Below are 19620 nucleotides of genomic sequence, written 5' to 3'. Positions count from 1 at the left end.
ACGGTCCGGACATGCCTGTCACCGCGTACGACCTCACCGGCCGATCCGCGTTCGTCACCGGAGCGGCCGGCGGCATCGGCCGAGCCTGCGCCGTCCTGCTCGCGAAGGCGGGAGCCATCGCCCACTGCGCGGACCTCGACGAGAAGGGCCTCCTGGAGACCCGGGAGATGATCACTGCCGCGGGTGGCGCAGCCCACACCCATCCCCTCGATGTCACCGACCGCAGTCGACTCAGGAGCGCGGTCGCCGCAGCGGGTGAGGTCGACATCCTGGCCGCCGTCGCCGGAATCATGCATACGAGCAGCGTTCTGGAGACGGCTGACGAGGACCTCGACCGCGTCATGGCCGTCAATTTCAAGGGGGTTCTGTACGCCTGCCAGGAGGTCGCCCGCAGCATGATCGCGCGCGGCGCACCCGGCTCGCTGATCACCATGGCCTCGGGCGCAGTCGACGCCTCAGGTCCGGGACTTCTCTGCTACAGCGCGGCCAAGGCAGCAGTCGTCCAGCTGACCAGGACCCTGGCGACCGAACTGGGTCCTCAGGGCATCCGCGTCAATGCCGTCGCTCCCGGCTGGATCCGTACGCCGATGACCGCCCGCCACGACGCAGAGCAGCAGCATCGGGCCGAGGGGGCGATGGTACGGATATCCCCGCTCGGCCGGGTGGGTGAGCCCGAGGACGTCGCCCACACGGTCCTGCATCTCGCATCCGATGCTTCGGCCTTCATGACGGGCCAGATTCTCCGTCCGAACGGCGGCGTCGCCATGCCCTGGTAGTGCGCCATGCCGTCTCGACACCGCGCACCCCGGCCACGCACCACGCGCCCGCGGCAGCACCGAGCGTCTCCGCACGGGCCCTGATCGTTCCCGTGGGCCGGACGCTCGCGGCCACATGGACGGGCAGGAGGCTGAGCCCCCATCCGCCCACCGTCACCGCGCCCTCGACCAGCCCGGCATGTTCCGGCTGAAGGACCAGCCGGAGCACGGCCCACCACCACACCCCGCCGAGAACGAGCGCGGGCACCCACCTCCGTACCATGGCTGCCTCCTCCGGCCGAACCTAGTCCGGCCCGATCGCCCAGCGGGAGGGCGCACCGGCGCAGTACCGGCGCGCATGTCCGGGGCGGACACCGTTACGCGCTCTCCGTCTGGCTCGTCCAGTCGTGTTGCCGCAGGTTCACGGCCCGAGCTGCGCATGGAACAGCACCCCGGAACCGATACCGCTCAGGCACTGCGCGATCTCGGTGACCGTGGTGTTCCTCTCTGCAGTCTCGCCCGGGACCACCGGCGCCGCATCCAGAACCTCCGGTACGGCCTCCGGGTCCCCGAGGTGAACGATCGCCGGGCCGCTCCGACTGCCCCGATGCGCGCCGCTCGTCACGCTGCGATCATGCACCGTCCACCTCTGTCGGCCGTACCGCGACTGCATCGACCACGAAGCAGACCGCGTTCGAGCCAGGCTGTGTCCCGGTGCCGAAGAGCAGCTACTTCCACGAAGTGGATGAGCTGAAGCGGTGCTCCGGACACAGGGCGTCCTGAGACACACGCTTCGTTGACCGGCGCACGCATCCCTGACCGGCGCGCGAGTCCCCGGCGGCGTCCACACACACCAGAGCCCCGGCCACCCCCGCGAAGGGGCCGGCCGGGGCTCTGGTTCACACCGGACCGCGCGGGTCAGGCGGCGACGACATCCACCGCTTCCGCGGGTGCCTTGATCGTCACCCTTCCCGTCGGCACACCTGCCACCGACGTCACGGAGACGGAATTGAGCATTGGGCGTACCGGCACTGGTACCGGATCGCTGGCTGCTGCCGACTCGGCCAGCTCAGCCAGCGACAGCTCATCGCTCACTTCACGCATGAGCTCGGACATCCGTACGTCAAGCGCGTCGCAAATGGCGGAGAGCAGCTCGGAGGATGCCTCCTTCTGCCCCCGCTCCACCTCGGAGAGATAGCCGAGCGAGACTCGGGCGGACGAGGAGACTTCGCGCAGAGTACGGCCTTGGCGCTGGCGCTGCCGACGCAGCACGTCACCAAGCAGGCGACGGAGCAGAATCATCGGTGGCTCCCTCCTCGGACCGCGTAGCCGCATCCTTCACGCCCCACCGTACCGCCTCGCGCTGCGGCCGTGCGGGGAGCGATGTCGTGTTCACTCAGGGCTGCAAACATCAATTCCCCCCGTTCTGTTCCGTATCCTGTGCGCTCGCATTGTCGTCGAGTTCTCCGGAGAGCAGTTCAAGCAGGCTCCGTACGCTCTCTCTACGGATGTCCGCCCGGTCACCGTTCAACCGCAGAGCGGCCACTTTCTCCGCGCCGCCCGGCCCTGCCACGGCGACATAGACCGTTCCGACCGGCTTTCCGTCCTGTGCATCGGGTCCCGCGACACCGGTGGTCGCCACTCCCCAGTCTGCACCGAGAATCCGTCGGACACCGATCGCCATCTGCCGGGCGACCTCGGGATCCACGGCACCACGCGCTGCCAGCAGGGCCCCGTCCACGGCCAGCACATCCCGCTTCAGGGGCGTCGCGTACGCCGTCACGGACCCGCGGAAGGAGCGCGAGGCACCGGGTACGGAGGTGAGCTCCGCCGCAACCAGGCCGCCGGTCAGCGACTCGGCGACGGCGAGGGTCTCCCCTCGCCGCACGAGCTGCTGCAGCACCCGGGCCGCGGCAGTCACCGCTCGGCCTCCGCCGGGCCACGGACCCCGGACGCCTCGGCAGCCGCCGCTGCGGCCCGTTCGGCCGCCAGACCCTGGCGACGCAGCACGACGGCCTGACGCACGTAGTCGAGCCCGGTGACGACCGTCAGCACGACGGCCACCGCCATCACCCAGAAGCGCAGTGTGGCGAGCGGGCCGGTCAGCGCCAGGACGTACATCCCGACGGCTGTCCCCTGTGCCAGCGTCTTCATCTTCCCGCCGCGACTGGCCGGGATCACCGCATGCCGGATCACCCAGAACCGCATCAGCGTGATGCCGATCTCGCGGAAGAGGATCACTCCGGTGACCCACCACGGCAGATCACCGAGGTACGACAGGCAGATCAGCGCGGCCCCCATGATCGCCTTGTCGGCGATCGGGTCGGCGATCTTCCCGAAGTCGGTGACCAGGTTGTACGTACGCGCCAGATGACCGTCGAAGAGGTCGGTGATCATGGCGACGGCGAACGCCGCCCAGGCGAAGGACCGCCAGGCGGGGTCGTAGCCGCCGTTGTGAAGCAGCAGCACGACGAAACCCGGTACCAGCAGCAGCCGCGCCATGGTGAGGATATTGGCGATGTTCCACAGGCTGGCCTGGTTGACGGCCGCAGCGCCCAGCTTGCCGCCACGGACCGGCTTCGCGCCGGAACCGCCCGGCGCGGATGCCGGGACTCCCGTCATCTGGCTGCCTCCACAAGCTCGGAACACTCAGCCACCAGGTCCACTCCTTCGGTGCCCACCACCTTTGCCTCGACCATACGGCCCGGTACGAGACCCTCGCGTGCGGTGAAGAGCACCTGGCCGTCCGTTTCGGGTGCCTGGTGCGCAGCACGCCCGACCGCGCGCGGCTCGTCCTCGGTGGGCTCGACGGACTCGACCAGCACCTGCAGGGACTCCCCGAGCCGCTCCTCGGCACGCTGCGAGGTCAGCTCCTCGGCCAGCTGCGAGATGTGCGCGAGCCGCTCCGCGATGACGTCGGAATCCAGCTTGTTGTCGTAACCGACGGCCTCGGTTCCCTCTTCGTCGGAGTATCCGAAGACACCGATCGCGTCGAGCCGCGCGCCTGTGAGGAAGCGTTCCAGCTCGGCGAGGTCCGCCTCGGTCTCCCCGGGGAAGCCCACGATGAAGTTCGACCGCGCACCGGCCTGCGGCGCCTTGCTCCGGATGGTCTCCAGGAGCTCCAGGAAGCGGTCGGTGTCGCCGAAGCGCCGCATCGCCCGCAGCACACCGGGGGCGGAGTGCTGGAAGGAGAGGTCGAAGTACGGGGCGACCTTCGGCGTCGAGGTCAGTACGTCGATCAGACCGGGCCGCATCTCGGCGGGCTGCAGGTAGCTGACCCGGATCCGCTCGATCCCGTCGACGTCGGCGAGATCCGGCAGCAGTGTCTCCAGCAGCCGGATGTCGCCGAGGTCCTTGCCGTACGAGGTGTTGTTCTCGGAGACCAGCATGACCTCCTTGACGCCCTGCTCGGCCAGCCAGCGGGTCTCCTGCAGCACGTCCGAGGGGCGCCGCGAGATGAAGGAACCGCGGAAGGACGGAATGGCGCAGAACGAACAGCGGCGGTCGCAGCCGGAGGCGAGCTTCACCGAGGCGACCGGGCTGGTGCCCAGCCGGCGGCGCAGCGGGGCGCGCGGCCCGGAGACCGGAGCGACCCCGTCGGGGAGGTCCGCGGGGGCCGGGGCGGCTTCCTGCGCGTGTCCGGGCAGCGCGACGGCGGCGTCCTGCCGCTCGGCCGGGCTGATCGGCAGCAGCTTGCGCCGGTCACGCGGGGTATGGGAAGCGTGGATGCCCCCGTTGAGGATGGTCTGGAGGCGGTCGGAGATATCGGCGTAGTCGTCGAATCCGAGGACTCCGTCGGCTTCCGGCAGGGCTTCGGCAAGGTCCTTGCCGTAGCGCTCGGCCATGCAGCCGACGGCGACCACGGCCTGGGTCCGGCCGTGGTCCTTCAGATCGTTGGCTTCGAGGAGTGCGTCGACGGAGTCCTTCTTGGCGGCCTCGACGAACCCACAGGTGTTGACGACGGCGACATCCGCGTCGGAGGCGTCCTCGACGAGCTCCCAGCCGTCCGCTGCCAAGCGGCCTGCGAGCTCCTCCGAGTCCACCTCGTTACGGGCGCAGCCAAGAGTGACAAGGGCGACGGTACGGCGTTCGGGCATGGGCTCAAGACTACTTTGTCCTGGCACTGGCCCCGCCGAGCAGGGTTCCCCTGTGACAGCGAGTAACAACGGGTCGAGCGCCCGGCCGGACGGCCGGGCGCTCGTGTCACGACGTGCTGTCGGTCAGCCGACCTCGGGGTCGCCCTTCGTGTACGTGAGCCTTTCGACCTGACCCGGCTGGAACTTGTCCTCGACCTTCTTGCCGTTGACGAAGAGCTCGATCGAGCCGGCGTCTCCGAGGACGAGGTCGACGCGCTCCTTGTCCTGGAAGGTCTTGGACTGGCCCTTCTGCAGCAGACCGTCGAAGAGCATCCGCCCATTGTGGTCCTTGGCGGAGATCCAGCTCTTGCCCTGAGTGGCGCTGAGCTTGACCGTCACCTTGTCCCGCGGGGCTGCCGCGATGGCGCTGTCGGAGGGCGCGGGCTTGGGGTCGGTGGACTTGGTGGGCTTGGGCTTGGGACTGGTCGTGTTGGGCGTCGAGCCCTCGGCGACCCGGGTGGTCGTATCACTGTCGTCGCCACCCTTGAAGAAGGTGAAGCCGACGAAGCCGATGACGACCACGATCGCCGCGACCATGGCCGCGGTCCAGTTGGGCCGACGGGGATCGGAACGGATCCGTTCGGCTTCGAACAGCGGCGCCGCCGGTGTGGGCGCGGGACGGCCGCCGTGCTCGCCGTCGTACTGCGAAACCAGTGGTTCCGGATCGATGCCGACGGCACGCGCCAACGTACCGATATGGCCGCGGGCGTACACGTCGCCGCCACAGCGGGTGAAGTCGTCCTCTTCGATCGCGTGCACGATGGGAATGCGCACCCGGGTGGACGAGCTGACCTCTTCGACCGTGAGACCTGCGGCGATTCGAGCCTGCTGGAGCACTCGACCGATCGAAGGCCGGTCGTCTTCGGGGGAGTTGCCGATGGACACGGGGGCGCCTTTCGAGCGTGAGCCACCTGCTGGGTGTTCAGTCTAGGGGTGGTACGAAAGGGTGGGGCAACCGGGAGAGCGGACTTTGTACGCCATCAGATTCGAACACTGTCCTATTTACCGGACCGCCCCGTGGAAGTACATTCTGCTGTCCCTCCAGTCAAATTGACGTACGACCCGACGAAACGGTTGCTCTTCCCACCCTTACGACGCGGTTTCCCCGCGGATCTGGGCCAACACCCCGTCCAGCTCGTCGGGTTTCACCAGGACGTCGCGCGCTTTGGACCCCTCGCTCGGTCCGACGATGTTGCGCGACTCCATCAGGTCCATCAGCCGGCCTGCCTTGGCGAAGCCGACCCGCAGCTTGCGCTGGAGCATCGAGGTGGACCCGAACTGGGTGGAGACGACCAGTTCGGCTGCCTGGCAGAGCAGATCGAGGTCGTCGCCGATGTCCTCGTCGATCTCCTTCTTCTTGGCGGAGCCGACCACCACGTCCTCGCGGAAGACCGGCGCCATCTGATCCTTGCAGTGCTGGACGATGGCCGCGACCTCGCCCTCGGTGACGAAGGCGCCCTGCATGCGGGTGGGCTTGTTGGCGCCCATCGGCAGGAACAGTCCGTCACCCTTTCCGATGAGCTTCTCGGCGCCGGGTTGGTCCAGGATCACGCGGCTGTCCGCGAGCGACGAGGTCGCGAAGGCGAGCCGGGAGGGCACGTTCGCCTTGATCAGACCGGTGACGACGTCGACCGAGGGCCGCTGGGTCGCGAGCACCAGGTGGATACCGGCGGCGCGCGCCAGCTGGGTGATGCGGACGATGGCGTCCTCGACGTCACGTGGAGCGACCATCATCAGGTCGGCGAGCTCGTCGACGATCACCAGGAGATACGGGTACGGCGAGAGCTCACGCTCGCTGCCTTCCGGCGGCTTGACCTTGCCGTTGCGCACGGCCTGGTTGAAGTCGTCGATGTGCCGGTAACCGAACGCGGCGAGGTCGTCGTACCGGAGGTCCATCTCCCGTACGACCCATTGCAGGGCCTCGGCGGCGCGCTTCGGGTTGGTGATGATCGGTGTGATCAGGTGCGGGATGCCCTCGTACGCGGTCAGTTCGACGCGCTTGGGGTCGACCAGCACCATCCGCACGTCGTCCGGGGTCGCCCGCACCATGACCGACGTGATCAGGCAGTTGATGCAGGACGACTTGCCGGAACCGGTCGCACCGGCCACCAGCACGTGCGGCATCTTCGCGAGGTTGGCCATCACATAGCCGCCCTCGACGTCCTTGCCGAGCGCGACCAGCATCGGGTGGTCGTCCTCGGCCGCGTCCGCGAGGCGCAGCACATCGCCGAGGTTGACCATCTCCCGGTCGGTGTTGGGGATCTCGATGCCGACGGCGGACTTCCCCGGGATCGGCGAGATGATCCGGACGTCGGGGCTGGCGACGGCGTACGCGATGTTCTTGGCCAGCGCGGTGATCCGCTCGACCTTCACGGCCGGGCCGAGCTCCACCTCGTACCGCGTCACCGTCGGTCCGCGGGTGAAGCCGGTGACGGCGGCGTCGACCTTGAACTCGGTGAAGACGTTGGTCAGGGAGGCGACGATCGCGTCGTTGGCAGCACTCCTGGTCTTGCCCGGACCGCCGCGCTCCAGCAGATCGAGCGAGGGCAGCGCGTACGTGATGTCGCCGGAGAGCTGCAACTGCTCGGCGCGGGCCGGCAGAGGCTGGGACTGCGACGGATCGGGGGCGGGCTTCGTCAGATCGGGTACGCCGCCGGAGGTCACCGAGCCCTTCCCCGCCCCGGTGCCCGACTCGGCCTCACGGGCACCGGGCACCGGGGTTCCCGTGCGCTCGCGGTCACGCTCGACGGAGACGCCCTGGGTGAGATCGGCGACGATCGCCGAGGGCGGCATGCCGTTGAGCACCGCGCCGTCGAGCGCCGCGGCCGCGGCCGCGGCAATATCCACCGCGTCCATGGTGCGGTTCATCGCGGGTTGCACGGACGGCCTGCGCGGCCTGCGGCGCTTGGAGAGTGCCTCGGCCTCCGCCCGCTCGGGGGCGTACTCCTCGGGCGCCTCGGAACGGCGTACGGACGAGCGCCGCGAGCGGGCGGGAAGCGCCTCGCGCCACTGCTCGTCGTACCGCTCGTCGTCGCTCTCGCCCTCCGCCTCGGGGTCGTGCACCGGGTCGACGATCCCCAGCTTGGAGCCGAGCAGCCGCAGCCGCTGCGGAATCGCGTTCACCGGGGTCGCGGTGACGACGAGCAGACCGAAGACAGTGAGAAGAAGGAGCAGCGGCACGGCGAGGACCTCGCCCATGGTGAAGACCAGCGGCTTGGAGGCGGCCCAGCCGATGAGTCCGCCGGCGTCCTGTATCGCCTCGGTGCCGTCCCCGCGGCCGGGCGAACCGCACGCGATGTGGACCTGCCCGAGCACGCCGATGACCAGGGCGGAGAGCCCGATGACGATGCGGCCGTTGGCCTCGGGCTTCTCGGGATAGAGGATCAGCCGTACGGCGATGGCCCCGAGAAGTATGGGTACGAGCAGATCGAGGCGTCCGAAGGCACCGGTGACGAGCATCTCGACGAGGTCGCCGACGGGCCCCCGGAGATTCGACCAGGTGCCCGCGGCCACGACCAGCGCGAGACCGAGCAGCAGCAGCGCGACGCCGTCCTTGCGGTGTGCGGGATCAAGTCCCTTCGCGCCGCGCCCTATACCGCGGAACATGGCGCCGACGGCGTGCGCCGCACCGAGCCAGACGGCGCGCACCAGCCGGTACACACCCCCGGTGGGAGACGGCGCGGGCCTGGGCGCAGCCGCCTTCTTCGCCACCGCCTTCTTGGCCGGAGCCTTCTTGGCCGAAGCCTTCTTCGCGGGTGCGCTCTTCTTCGCGGGCGCGGCTTTCTTCGCCGGGCCCCCGGTACGGCCGGGACGCTTCGCGGTGCCCGCCGTGCCCTGGGAACCCTTGCCGGACGTACGTGAGGCCATGGGGCCGAGGTTACCGGTGTTGGCCGCCGTGAACACGTGCCCCTCTGGGTTCACCCAACCGTGTCGCCCTGCAGAGGCCGGAAACTGACGTGCCCTCACCAGGGGCGGATCGAGCGGCCGTCCCCGAACCCGGTTCCCGGACGGGGGGGGGTTCGGTGAGCGGCGGCGTTACGAGGGAAGCGCGGCCGTGCCGCTTCCGGTGCCGGGCTCCAGCGCATCGAGCGCACGCCGCAGTCCGGTCAGTTTCCGTTCGAGATGGGCCGCGGTGGCCACCGCGGCGGCGTCCGCCGACTCGTCGTCGAGTTGCTTGGAGAGCGCCTCCGCCTGCTCCTCGACGGCCGCGAGGCGCGCCGAGAGCTCGGCCAGCAGTCCGGCGGGCTCCTTCTCCTGGTCGGCGCCGGGGTGGCCGCCACCCTCCAGCTGCAGCCGCAACAGCGCCGCCTGCTCACGCAACTGGCAGTTCTTCATGTACAGCTCGACGAAGACCGAGACCTTGGCACGCAGCACCCAGGGATCGAACGGCTTCGAGATGTAGTCCACCGCGCCGGCCGCGTAACCCCGAAAGGTGTGATGCGGACCGTGGTTGATCGCGGTGAGGAAGATGATCGGGATGTCCCGGGTCCGCTCCCGCCGCTTGATGTGCGCGGCGGTCTCGAAACCGTCCATGCCCGGCATCTGGACGTCCAGCAGAATGACCGCGAAATCGTCCGTGAGCAGCGCTTTGAGCGCTTCCTCCCCTGACGATGCCCGTACCAGCGTCTGATCGAGCGCAGAGAGGATGGCCTCCAGCGCCAGCAGATTCTCCGGCCGGTCATCGACCAGGAGGATCTTGGCCTTCTGCACCATGGCCCGTCCTCCTCGCCCCGGAATTGCACCGGGCGCCGCCCCAGGGGACGACTCCCTTACGCCGTCCGTCCTTGTGCCGGTCATGGTAGCCGCACCCCGCCCGTCACCACACCCTGTCACCACGATGTCACTGTGCACGTACCGGAAACGCGGTGGGAAACCAGAAGGTTCCCCGCCCACCGCGTTCTCACACCCCTTCGAGCACAGTCGATCAGGAACTTATCGGGATTCGCTCCAGAGGTGATCACTCTCCGCGCATCCACTGCTCCATAACGGAGAGCAGATGATCAGGATCGGCAGGCTTGGTGACATAGTCGGAAGCACCGGAGTCGATCGCCTTCTCCCGGTCGCCCTTCATCGCCTTCGCGGTCAGCGCGATGATGGGCAACCCGGCGAACTGCGGCATCCTGCGGATCGCCGTCGTCGTCGCGTAGCCGTCCATCTCCGGCATCATGATGTCCATCAGCACGACCGTCACATCGTCGTGCTGTTCCAGGACTTCGATGCCTTCGCGCCCGTTCTCCGCATACAGCACCGAGAGCCCGTGCTGCTCCAGCACGCTGGTGAGCGCGAAGACGTTACGGATGTCGTCGTCGACGATGAGAACCTTCTCGCCGTTGAACCGGAAGACCCTGCGGACCTCGGGCTCCTCCTGACCGAACTGGGTCAACAACTCCTGAGCCGGTGCGGCCGGCTCGGTGCGTACGGTGCTCCTGGACGGCAGCGCCGTCCGCCGCTCCGCTCCGCCGAGCGCCTTGCGGCGCCGCCGGAACAGCCCCGCGGAACCGGCCGCATCGTGCAGCGCCGTCCCCGAACCCGCCTCCGGGACCAGGCCGCTCGGGGCCACCGCACCGTGCGTCTCGACAGAACCGGGGCCGATCTGCGGGTAGCCCTGCGGCGGCAGCTCGCTGAGCTGCAGCGGCAGATACAGCGTGAAGGTCGAGCCGCGACCCGGCTCGCTCGACGCATGGATCTCGCCACCCAGCAGCCGCGCGATCTCCCGGCTGATGGACAGCCCGAGCCCCGTGCCGCCGTACTTGCGACTGGTCGTACCGTCTGCCTGCTTGAACGCCTCGAAGATCACCAGCATCTTGCTGGACGCGATCCCGATCCCGGTGTCGGTGACCGAGAACGCGATCAGATCGGCGTCGGCGTCGCGCAGCGAACCCGCTTCCAGGAGCTGCTCCCGGATGGCGTTCGGCACATCCGCGCCGGCAGGCCGGATCACCAGCTCGACGGCGCCGCTGTCGGTGAACTTCACCGCGTTGGAAAGGAGGTTCCGCAGCACCTGGAGGAGCCGCTGCTCGTCCGTGTGCAGCGTGGCGGGAAGCTCCGGCGACACCCGTACGGAGAAGTCGAGCCCCTTCTCGGCGGTGAGCGGCCGGAAGGTCGCCTCCACGTAGTCGACCAGCTGGACCAGTGCGATCCGGGTCGGACTGACATCCATCTTGCCCGCCTCGACCTTCGACAGATCGAGGATGTCGTTGATCAGCTGCAGCAGGTCGGAACCTGCGCCGTGGATCGTCTCGGCGAACTCCACCTGCTTCGGGGAGAGATTTCCCTCGGCGTTGTCCGCGAGCAGCTTGGCGAGGATGAGCAGCGAGTTGAGCGGCGTGCGCAGCTCGTGCGACATGTTCGCCAGGAACTCGGACTTGTAGCGCATCGAGACCGCGAGCTGCTCGGCCCGCTCCTCCAGGACCTGCCGCGCCTCCTCGATCTCGGTGTTCTTCACCTCGATGTCGCGGTTCTGCTGGGCCAGCAGTTCGGCCTTCTCCTCCAGTTCGGCGTTGGATGCCTGGAGCGCCTTCTGCCGGTTCTCCAGCTCCTCCGAGCGGTCGCGCAGCTGCTCGGTCAGCTCCTGCGACTGCTCCAGGAGCTTCTCCGTCTTGGTGTTGACGCTGATCGTGTTGACGCTGGTCGCGATCATCTCGGCGAGCTGGTTGAGGAAGTCCCGCTGGATGTGGGTGAACGGCTGGAACGAGGCCAGTTCGATCACGCCGAGGACCTGCCCCTCGAAGAGCACCGGCAGCACGATGACATGCGCCGGCGGTGCCTCGCCCAGGCCCGAGGAGATCTTCAGATAGCCCGGCGGCACGTTGTCCACCTGGATCGTCCGCTTCTCCTCCGCCGCCGTGCCGATGAGCGTTTCGCCGGGCCGGAAGGACGTCGGCATCGAGCCTGCGGAGTAGCCGTAGCTGCCCCGCATGCGGAGTACGTACGCACCGTCCCGGTCCGCGTCCGCCACCACCGCGTCGGTGTCACCGGTGGGCATGGCCAGGAAGAACGCCCCGTGCTGCGCCGAGACGACCGGGGTCAGCTCGCTCATGATCAGCGAGGCGACGTCGTCGAGATCACGGCGTCCCTGCATCAGACCGGAGATCCGGGCGAGGTTGCCCTTGAGCCAGTCCTGCTCCTTGTTGGTGGCCGTGGTGTCGCGCAGGTTGGCGATCATCGTGTTGATGTTGTCCTGCAGGGCCTGGATCTCACCGGCCGCGTCCACATCGATCTTGAGGTTGAGATCGCCACGGGTCACCGCGGTGGCGACAGCCGCGATGGCCCGCACCTGACGGGTCAGGTTCCCGGCCATCTCGTTGACGGACTCGGTGAGATCGCGCCAGGTTCCGTCGACGTCCCGGACCCGCGCCTGGCCGCCCAACTGACCCTCGGTGCCCACCTCACGGGCCACCCGGGTCACCTGCTCGGCGAAGGACGACAGCTGGTCGACCATCGTGTTGATGGTGTTCTTCAGCTCCTGGATCTCACCGCGCGCGTCGATGTCGATCTTCTTGGTCAGATCGCCCTTGGCGATGGCGGTGGTGACCGTGGCGATCTGGCGCACCTGACCGGTCAGGTTGGACGCCATCGAGTTCACCGACTCGGTGAGGTCCTTCCACGTACCGGAGACGCCCGGCACCCGCGCCTGACCGCCCAGCTCGCCCTCGGTACCCACCTCGCGGGCGACTCGCGTCACCTCGTCGGCGAACGAGGACAGCGTCGTCACCATCGTGTTGACGGTGTCGGCCAGCTCGGCGACCTCGCCGCGCGCCTCGACGGTGACCTTCTTGGTCAGATCGCCGTTGGCCACCGCGGACGAGACCCGGGAGATGTTCCGCACCTGGCTGGTCAGGTTGTTGGCCATCAGGTTGACGTTGTCGCTGAGGTCCTTCCAGATGCCGGTCGCCCCGCGCACCCGCGCCTGACCGCCCAGGATGCCCTCGGTACCCACCTCACGGGCGACTCGCGTCACCTCGTCGGCGAAGTTGAGCAGCTGGTCGACCATCGTGTTGACGGTCGTCACCAGTTCGAGAATCTCGCCCTTGGCGTCGACGGTGATCTTCTTGGAGAGATCGCCCTTGGCGACCGCAGTGGTGACCTCGGCGATGTTGCGGACCTGCAAGGTCAGGTTGTTCGCCATGCCGTTGACGGACTGGGTGAGGTCCTTCCACGTACCGGACACGCCCTGCACCTCGGCCTGGCCGCCCAGAATGCCTTCCGTACCCACCTCACGGGCGACCCGGGTCACCTGCTCGGCGAAGTTCGAGAGCTGGTCCACCATCGTGTTGAGGGTGTTCTTCAGTTCGAGGATCTCGCCGCGCGCGTCCACGTCGATCTTCTGCGACAGATCACCGCGCGCCACCGCGGTGGCGACCTGTGCGATGTTACGGACCTGAGCGGTGAGGTTCCCCGCCATGCCGTTCACCGAGTCGGTCAGATCGCGCCACACCCCGGCCACGCCGGGGACCTGCGCCTGGCCACCGAGCCGCCCGTCGGTGCCCACCTCGCGGGCCACCCGGGTCACTTGCTCGGCGAAGGCGGAGAGCTGGTCCACCATCGTGTTGATGGTGTTCTTCAGTTCGAGGATCTCGCCGCGCGCGTCCACGTCGATCTTCTGCGACAGATCGCCCCGCGCGACCGCCGTGGTCACCTGCGCGATCTGACGCACCTGGGAGGTCAGGTTCCCGGCCATGAAGTTGACGGAGTCGGTGAGCTCCTTCCACGTACCGGAGACGCCGTCGACCCGCGCCTGACCGCCGAGGCGGCCCTCCGTGCCCACGTCCCGCGCCATCCGGGTCACCTGGTCGGCGAAGGACGACAGCTGCGCCACCATCGTGTTGACGGTGTTCTTCAGCTCCAGCATCTCGCCGGCCACATCCACGGTGACCTTCTGCGACAGATCACCGTTCGCGACCGCGGTCGTCACCTGCGCGATGTCCCGCACCTGGCCCGTCAGGTTCCGGAACGCCGTGTTCACCGAGTCCGTGAGGTCCTTCCACGTGCCCGCCGCACCCGGCACCTCGGCCTGCCCGCCCAGCCGGCCCTCGACACCGACTTCCCGGGCGACCCGGGTCACTTCCGAACCGAAGGACTGGAGCTGGTCCACCATCGTGTTGACGGTGTTCTTCAGCTCCAGCATCTCGCCGGCCACATCCACGGTGACCTTCTGCGTCATGTCACCGCTGGCCACCGCCGTGGTCACCTGTGCGATGTCCCGCACCTGCGTCGTCAGGTTCCGGAAGACCGTGTTCACCGAGTCGGTGAGGTCCTTCCAGGTGCCCGCCGCACCCGGCACCTGCGCCTGGCCACCGAGCAGGCCCTCGCCACCGACCTCGCTGGCCACCCGCGTCACTTCGTCCGCGAAGGTCCGCAGCGTCTCGGTCATCTGGTTGATCGTCTCGGCCAGCTGCGCCACCTCGCCGCGGGCGCTCACGGTGACCTTCTGCGACAGGTCGCCACTGGCGACCGCCGTCGTCACCTCGGCGATCCCACGCACCTGCGAGGTGAGGTTCCCGGCCATCGTGTTGACGGAGTCGGTGAGGTCCTTCCACACGCCGGCCACACCGGGCACCGTCGCCTGCCCGCCGAGTTCACCCTCCGTGCCCACCTCACGGGCCACCCGGGTCACCTCGGAGGAGAACGAGGACAGCTGGTCGACCATCGTGTTGACGGTGTTCTTCAGCTGCAGCATCTCGCCGGCCACATGGACGGTGACCTTCCGCGACAGATCGCCCTTGGCGACCGCCGTCGTCACCAGGGCGATGTCCCGCACCTGCGCGGTCAGCCGATACGCCATGGTGTTGACGGAGTCCGTGAGGTCCTTCCAGGAACCGGACATTCCTCGCACCTGGGCCTGTCCGCCCAGCTTGCCCTCGGTACCCACCTCGACCGCGACCCGCGTCACCTGCTCGGTGAATGCCGCCAGTTGGTCGACCAGGTTGTTGACCGTACGGGCCACCTTCAGGAACTCGCCGCGCAGCGGTCGCACGGTCTCGTCGGCCGTGTGCGACCGGAGCTCCATCCGCTGTTCCAGATCGCCGTCGGCCACCGCCGACAGCACCCGCCCGACCTCCGAGACCGGCCGCGCCAGGTCGTCGACCAGCTCGTTCGAGGCATCGATGGCCGCGGCCCAGGAGCCCTCGCAGGCCCCGGTCTCCAGGCGCTCGGTGAGCTTCCCCTCGCGCCCGACCACGCGACGTACCCGGGCCAGCTCGCCGGTGAGGTGGAGATTGCGGTCGGCGACCTCGTTGAAGACCGCCGAGATCTCCGCCATCGGCCCCTCGCCCGAGACGGTCAGACGCCTGCGGAAATTCCCGTCGCGCATTGCCACCAGGCCGGCCAGCAGTCTGTTGAGCGCCGCGGCGTCCACTTCGATGGTTCCATTGCGCTGTTTCTTCACGGACTGTCCGCCTTTTGTGCGCGTTTCTGATCCCCGCGCCGCCACGCCAGACTCCACCGTGTCCCTCCCGCAGGGGTTGACCGTATCGCTCGGGCCTTGCCTGGGATCTTGCCCAGTTCCACATTGGCTCACCGCCACAGTCCACCGTCGACGGGTGACCATGCGGACGTCAAATCGTTGAAAGCTACCAGGCCGGAACTGATCGAGGTGGAACCTCCAACGGTTGTCCCGCATCCCTCCGTTGGGAAGACCACACTTGTCCGACCGGACATCGTTTCCTGGTCGCGCTTGCCCGAAGTCGGCCCTCGTGTACCCGATACCGAGAGCGAGCGTCTAGCCTGGCAAGCGAATCGAAGCGGCGAGAAACGGGCACAGGACTCGGGGAAGCGACGAGACACCAAATGGGGAGTGCTGTGATCACCGCGCGCGCGGCTGCCACCTTCGACCCGGTCGGGCGCTCCGTCGCGACCGCCCGCGCCTTTGTCCGCGACACCCTGCAGGGGTGGGGGTACACCGACATCGTCGACGACGCGGTCGTGCTCACCAGCGAGCTCGTGACCAACGCCGTGGTGCATGCAGGCACCGCCGCCGACGTGCTGTGCCTGCGTACGGAACACGGCGTCCGGGTCGAGGTATCCGATCACTACCCGGAGCGGGAGATCCCGCTCCAGAGCACCGGACTCGACTTCGGCAGCCCCGATCGTGAGGGCGGCCGCGGTCTGCTGCTCTGCGCGGCACTCGCTTCCCGGTGGGGTGTCGAGTACACCCCGGCGCACAAACAGGTCTGGTTCCAGCTCGATCTTCCCGAGCGCCCGGTGGGCATCCGTTCCGCGGGCCCCCTGCTCCCCACCGACCTCCTCCCGGTCGCGGACGACCGCGTCCGGGTCGCCGTCGTACAGATCGATCACTCCGGTTCCATCGCCGGGTGGAACGACGACGCCGCGTTCCTCTTCGGGCACACCGCGGAACAGGTCACCGGCAAACAGCTCACCGACTTCACCGCCTGGCCGCAGACCCCCGGCACCAGCACCGGAATCGTCGACGCGCTCCAGCTCTCCCGCTGGGAAGGCAGTTACGGCATCCGGGGCGCCGACGGCCGTACCATCCCCGTGTACGCCTCCCACCTCAGAGTCCGCGACACCCAGGGCGAACCGTCCACGGTCTGTCTTCTGGTCCGCGACCACGAACGTGCCGTACTCCAGTCACCGGTGCGCGCCCCGGTCACCGACGCAGGCTCCGAGAACCGTAAGACGGACCCCTTCGAGGTGTTCATCGGCTCCCCCGCCCCCGACGACCTCGACGGGCTGCTCCAGCGCACCGTCGAACGGGCCCGCGACATGCTCGATGCGGATTCGGCCTTCCTGCTGCTGGCCACCGATGACGAGACCGAACTGGAGGTCCGGGCCACGACCGGCCTCCCGTCCGCCCGTCAGCGCTTCGCCCGCGTCCCCGTGGAAGCGGGCACGGGTCGGTACGGCTCCGCCCGGATGCCGGCCGTGCACGAAGACCTCACGGTCGTCCCCGGCGCCGTGCCGCTGCTCAGCGACACCGGTATGCGCTCCGTCGTGACCGTCCCGCTGAAGGTCGAAGGACGCCTCACGGGGTCGCTGGGCGTCGCGGCGGAATCGCCCGGCCGGTATACCAACGAGGAGGCCCTGCGTCTCCAGTTCGCCGCGGACCGTATCGCTCTCGCCGTCGAATCGGCCCGCCTCGGCGAACTGGAACGGCTCCGCCGCGGTTCGCTGTCCTTCCTCGTCGAGGCGTCCGACCTCCTCGCCGGCACCCTCGACCGGGACCAGACCCTTGCCCTGATGGCCCAGATGACGGTCCCCACCCTGGCCACCTGGTGCGCCGTCTACACGATCGCCGACCAGTCCTCGGAGCCGTACCTCTCGTACGTGCTCCATGAGGACGAGGAGCTCATCGACGGTCTCAAGGCCCTGCTCTCCAAGATCTCCCCGCCGGACCCCGTACCGACCCCTGGCGCCCGCGTCTGGGCCGCCCCCTCCAAGTCGGCCCACGAGGCGGCCCTAGGCGCCTCCATGCGCAGTCTCGGCCGCGACCACCCCGACGACCTCGGCTCCGGCATGCGTACGACTCTGGCCACCGCGGCTGCGGTGGGTGGCGAGACAGTGGTCCTCCCCCTCGTCGCCCGCAACCGTGTCATCGGCATGCTCACGCTCGGCAAGCCGTCCGACGACCACTTCCGTCAAGAGATCCTCGAACTCGCCGAGGACCTGTCCCGCCGCGCCGCGCTCGCACTCGACAACGCCCGCCTCTACTCGGAACGCATGGCGATCAGCCAGTCACTCCAGCGCAGCCTGCTGCCCCCGGGCCTGCCCGACGTCCCCAATGTCGAGATCGAGGTCATCTACCGGGCGGCGGGCGAGGGCAACGAGGTCGGTGGCGACTTCTACGACGTCTTCCCGATCCGCGACGGCGCCTACGGTTTCGCCATCGGCGACGTCTGCGGTACGGGCCCGGAGGCCGCGGCCGTCACAGGACTGGCGCGCCACGCCCTGCGTCTGCTCGCCCGCGAGGGCTTCGGCGGTCCCGCCGTCCTGGAGCGCCTCAACGCCGCGATCCTCGACGAGGGCTCCCGCAGCCGTTTCCTCACCCTGCTCTACGGGGAGTTGTGGCCGCAGGAGGACGGCAGCGCCCTGTTGAAAGTGGTGTGCGCCGGGCATCCCCTCCCCCTGCGCCTGCGCCAGGACGGCACGGTCGAGGCCGCGGCCGAACCGCAGCCGCTGCTGGGCGTCATCGAGGACCTCGAACTGTACGAACAGACCGTCATCCTCGACCCGGGCGACGTCCTGCTGTGCGTGACGGATGGCGTCACGGAACGCCGCGAGGGCACCCGCATGCTCGGCGACGACGGTCTGGCCGATGTGCTCACAGGATGTACGGGCCTGACGGCCGGAGCGGTGGCGGGCCGGGTCCTGCGGGCAGTGGAGCGCTTCGCCGCCGATCCCGCCTCCGACGACATGGCCATCCTGGCCATGCGTGTCCCTGAACCGCCCGCCGTCTGACTGCGCCTCATCGGTGAGTCGCCTCTGACAGACTCCGGATCATGACCTCAGAGACAATCACCGCGGATACCGCAGGCACGTGGCAGCTCGGCGACCTGACCGTCAACCGTCTCGGTTTCGGGGCAATGCGCCTGACCGGCAGCGCCGCCTTCGACCTCGGTACGCCGAGCAACCGTGAGCAGTCGATCGGGGTGCTCCGGCGCGCGATGGAGCTCGGTGTGAACCACATCGACACCGCGGCGTTCTATTTCTCGTCGCTGCGCTCAGCCAACGAGCTGATCAACCGGGCACTTGCGCCGTATCCCAAGGACCTGGTCATCACCACCAAGGTCGGCCCGGTCCGCGACCCGTCGGGCGCATGGCAGCCCCACGCCCGGCCGGAGGAGTTGCGCGGTCAGGTGGAGGAGAACCTGCGCCAGCTGGGCCGCGACCACCTCGATGTGGTCAACCTCCGTCTCATGGGTCAGGATTCGGTCTCCGAGCACTTCGGCGCCCTGGCCGAGCTCCGCGAGGCCGGCCTCATCCGCCACCTCGGTCTCTCCAACATCAACAGCGAACACCTCGCCGAGGCACAGTCCGTGGCCCCGGTGGTCTGCGTGCAGAACCGCTACGGCGTCCAGTCCAGGTCCACGGACGCCGACGCCATCCTGCGGCTGTGCGGGGAGCAAGGCATCGCGTTCGTGCCCTTCTTCGCCATCGCAGGCGAAGGCCGCGAGCAGGGGGCCAGTGCCGCCGACTGGAGCGGCGACGAGGTGTTGCGCTCCATTGCCCGCGCGCACAGCGCGACGGTCGCACAGGTCCGCCTGGCCTGGACCCTGCAACAGGGCCCGCATGTACTGGCCATACCTGGGACCGGCAATCCGGACCATCTCGTGGAGAACGTGGCCGCGGCGGCACTGCGACTTTCAGCAGACGAACTGGCTCGCCTCGATTCGCTCCATGGGTAAAGCGAAAGGCCCCCACCGATGGTGGGGGCCTTTCACTTTGACTGAGCCCCAATACGGAATCGAACCGTAGACCTTCTCCTTACCATGGAGACGCTCTACCGACTGAGCTATTGGGGCCTGCTGCCCTGCGGCAACGAGATAGAGCATACCCCGAACTCCGGGAAATACATAACCACGCGCGGCACCGTCCGAAACACCAACCGGCCATGCGGAGCGGCGGGCACTACAGGGACGCCACGACGGCCGGCATCGTGAACGCAGAAAAGCCCCGCACCAGAGGTGCGGGGCTTTCCCGGAATAATTGTTCGGCGGCGTCCTACTCTCCCACAGGGTCCCCCCTGCAGTACCATCGGCGCTGAAAGGCTT

At 68.5% G+C, this 19620-nt stretch carries 13 protein-coding genes and 1 tRNA gene; 3 read left to right on the top strand and 11 right to left on the bottom strand.

Annotated elements, in window-relative coordinates; genetic code table 11:
- The first annotated feature begins 11 nt into the window (after window positions 1–11).
- Complete coding sequence (locus ACFU8W_RS38395) at window positions 12–776, top strand: SDR family NAD(P)-dependent oxidoreductase (RefSeq protein ID WP_384047810.1); 765 nt, start codon at window positions 12–14, stop codon at window positions 774–776.
- Here ACFU8W_RS38395 and ACFU8W_RS38390 read toward each other — a convergent pair.
- The 10 genes from ACFU8W_RS38390 to ACFU8W_RS38345 form a co-directional block, all read right to left on the bottom strand.
- Window positions 724–1038 carry a hypothetical protein gene (locus ACFU8W_RS38390; RefSeq protein WP_384047807.1) on the bottom strand — a complete coding sequence of 105 codons (315 nt, stop codon included), beginning with the start codon at window positions 1036–1038 and terminating at the stop codon, window positions 724–726. The genes ACFU8W_RS38395 and ACFU8W_RS38390 overlap by 53 nt on opposite strands.
- A gap of 138 nt (window positions 1039–1176) precedes the next feature.
- Entirely contained in the window at window positions 1177–1380 is a 204-nt protein-coding gene (locus ACFU8W_RS38385; protein ID WP_384047804.1) for a hypothetical protein, read from the bottom strand.
- A gap of 293 nt (window positions 1381–1673) precedes the next feature.
- Window positions 1674–2057 (bottom strand): helix-turn-helix domain-containing protein, encoded by a 384-nt coding sequence (locus tag ACFU8W_RS38380; RefSeq protein WP_018105285.1) that lies wholly within the window; start codon window positions 2055–2057, stop codon window positions 1674–1676.
- A 109-nt stretch (window positions 2058–2166) separates the two neighbouring features.
- The gene (locus ACFU8W_RS38375; RefSeq protein WP_345514397.1) at window positions 2167–2676 is read right to left on the bottom strand and encodes a CinA family protein; all 510 of its coding nucleotides are present in this window, start codon (window positions 2674–2676) and stop codon (window positions 2167–2169) included.
- Window positions 2673–3377, bottom strand: coding sequence for a CDP-diacylglycerol--glycerol-3-phosphate 3-phosphatidyltransferase (gene pgsA, locus ACFU8W_RS38370; protein WP_345514398.1), 705 nt, complete (start codon window positions 3375–3377; stop codon window positions 2673–2675). Before pgsA ends, ACFU8W_RS38375 begins: the two co-directional genes overlap by 4 nt.
- On the bottom strand, window positions 3374–4852 hold the full coding sequence (gene rimO, locus ACFU8W_RS38365) for a 30S ribosomal protein S12 methylthiotransferase RimO (protein WP_345514399.1): 1479 nt from the start codon (window positions 4850–4852) through the stop codon (window positions 3374–3376). The genes pgsA and rimO overlap by 4 nt, the downstream gene beginning before the upstream one ends.
- 123 nt (window positions 4853–4975) lie before the next feature.
- A complete protein-coding gene (locus ACFU8W_RS38360) occupies window positions 4976–5776 on the bottom strand; it encodes a RodZ domain-containing protein (protein WP_345514400.1) in 801 nt (266 codons plus the stop codon).
- 204 nt (window positions 5777–5980) lie between these two features.
- Window positions 5981–8758 carry a DNA translocase FtsK gene (locus tag ACFU8W_RS38355; protein WP_384047800.1) on the bottom strand — a complete coding sequence of 926 codons (2778 nt, stop codon included), beginning with the start codon at window positions 8756–8758 and terminating at the stop codon, window positions 5981–5983.
- 168 nt (window positions 8759–8926) lie between these two features.
- On the bottom strand, window positions 8927–9604 hold the full coding sequence (locus ACFU8W_RS38350) for a two-component system response regulator (protein WP_266980848.1): 678 nt from the start codon (window positions 9602–9604) through the stop codon (window positions 8927–8929).
- Between the two features lie 244 nt (window positions 9605–9848).
- On the bottom strand, window positions 9849–15278 hold the full coding sequence (locus ACFU8W_RS38345; protein ID WP_384047796.1) for a HAMP domain-containing protein: 5430 nt from the start codon (window positions 15276–15278) through the stop codon (window positions 9849–9851).
- 401 nt (window positions 15279–15679) lie between these two features.
- Here ACFU8W_RS38345 and ACFU8W_RS38340 point away from each other — a divergent pair, with 401 nt between their 5' ends.
- A complete protein-coding gene (locus ACFU8W_RS38340) occupies window positions 15680–18307 on the top strand; it encodes a SpoIIE family protein phosphatase (protein ID WP_384047793.1) in 2628 nt (875 codons plus the stop codon).
- Window positions 18308–18348: 41 nt separating this feature from the next.
- Window positions 18349–19254 (top strand): oxidoreductase, encoded by a 906-nt coding sequence (locus ACFU8W_RS38335; protein WP_384047790.1) that lies wholly within the window; start codon window positions 18349–18351, stop codon window positions 19252–19254.
- A 44-nt stretch (window positions 19255–19298) separates the two neighbouring features.
- Here the strand turns inward: ACFU8W_RS38335 and ACFU8W_RS38330 are convergent.
- Window positions 19299–19371: transfer RNA gene (locus ACFU8W_RS38330), tRNA-Thr, on the bottom strand.
- Window positions 19372–19620: the final 249 nt, after the last annotated feature.

This window comes from Streptomyces sp. NPDC057565, assembly GCF_042801455.1.
Taxonomy (GTDB): Bacteria; Actinomycetota; Actinomycetes; order Streptomycetales; family Streptomycetaceae; genus Streptomyces; species Streptomyces yanii.
Note: the sequence above shows the minus strand (reverse complement) of the source record. Positions and strands in the feature narration are given on the sequence as shown.

What these genes read in the sequence shown, in the direction of transcription:
- ACFU8W_RS38395 (WP_384047810.1), top strand. Translation starts at nt 12, where the DNA reads ATGCCTGTCACCGCGTACGACCTCACCGGCCGATCCGCGTTCGTCACC.
- ACFU8W_RS38390 (WP_384047807.1), bottom strand. Translation starts at nt 1,038, where the DNA reads ATGGTACGGAGGTGGGTGCCCGCGCTCGTTCTCGGCGGGGTGTGGTGG.
- ACFU8W_RS38380 (WP_018105285.1), bottom strand. Translation starts at nt 2,057, where the DNA reads ATGATTCTGCTCCGTCGCCTGCTTGGTGACGTGCTGCGTCGGCAGCGC.
- pgsA (WP_345514398.1), bottom strand. Translation starts at nt 3,377, where the DNA reads ATGACGGGAGTCCCGGCATCCGCGCCGGGCGGTTCCGGCGCGAAGCCG.
- rimO (WP_345514399.1), bottom strand. Translation starts at nt 4,852, where the DNA reads ATGCCCGAACGCCGTACCGTCGCCCTTGTCACTCTTGGCTGCGCCCGT.
- ACFU8W_RS38355 (WP_384047800.1), bottom strand. Translation starts at nt 8,758, where the DNA reads ATGGCCTCACGTACGTCCGGCAAGGGTTCCCAGGGCACGGCGGGCACC.
- ACFU8W_RS38350 (WP_266980848.1), bottom strand. Translation starts at nt 9,604, where the DNA reads ATGGTGCAGAAGGCCAAGATCCTCCTGGTCGATGACCGGCCGGAGAAT.
- ACFU8W_RS38340 (WP_384047793.1), top strand. Translation starts at nt 15,680, where the DNA reads ATGGGGAGTGCTGTGATCACCGCGCGCGCGGCTGCCACCTTCGACCCG.
- ACFU8W_RS38335 (WP_384047790.1), top strand. Translation starts at nt 18,349, where the DNA reads ATGACCTCAGAGACAATCACCGCGGATACCGCAGGCACGTGGCAGCTC.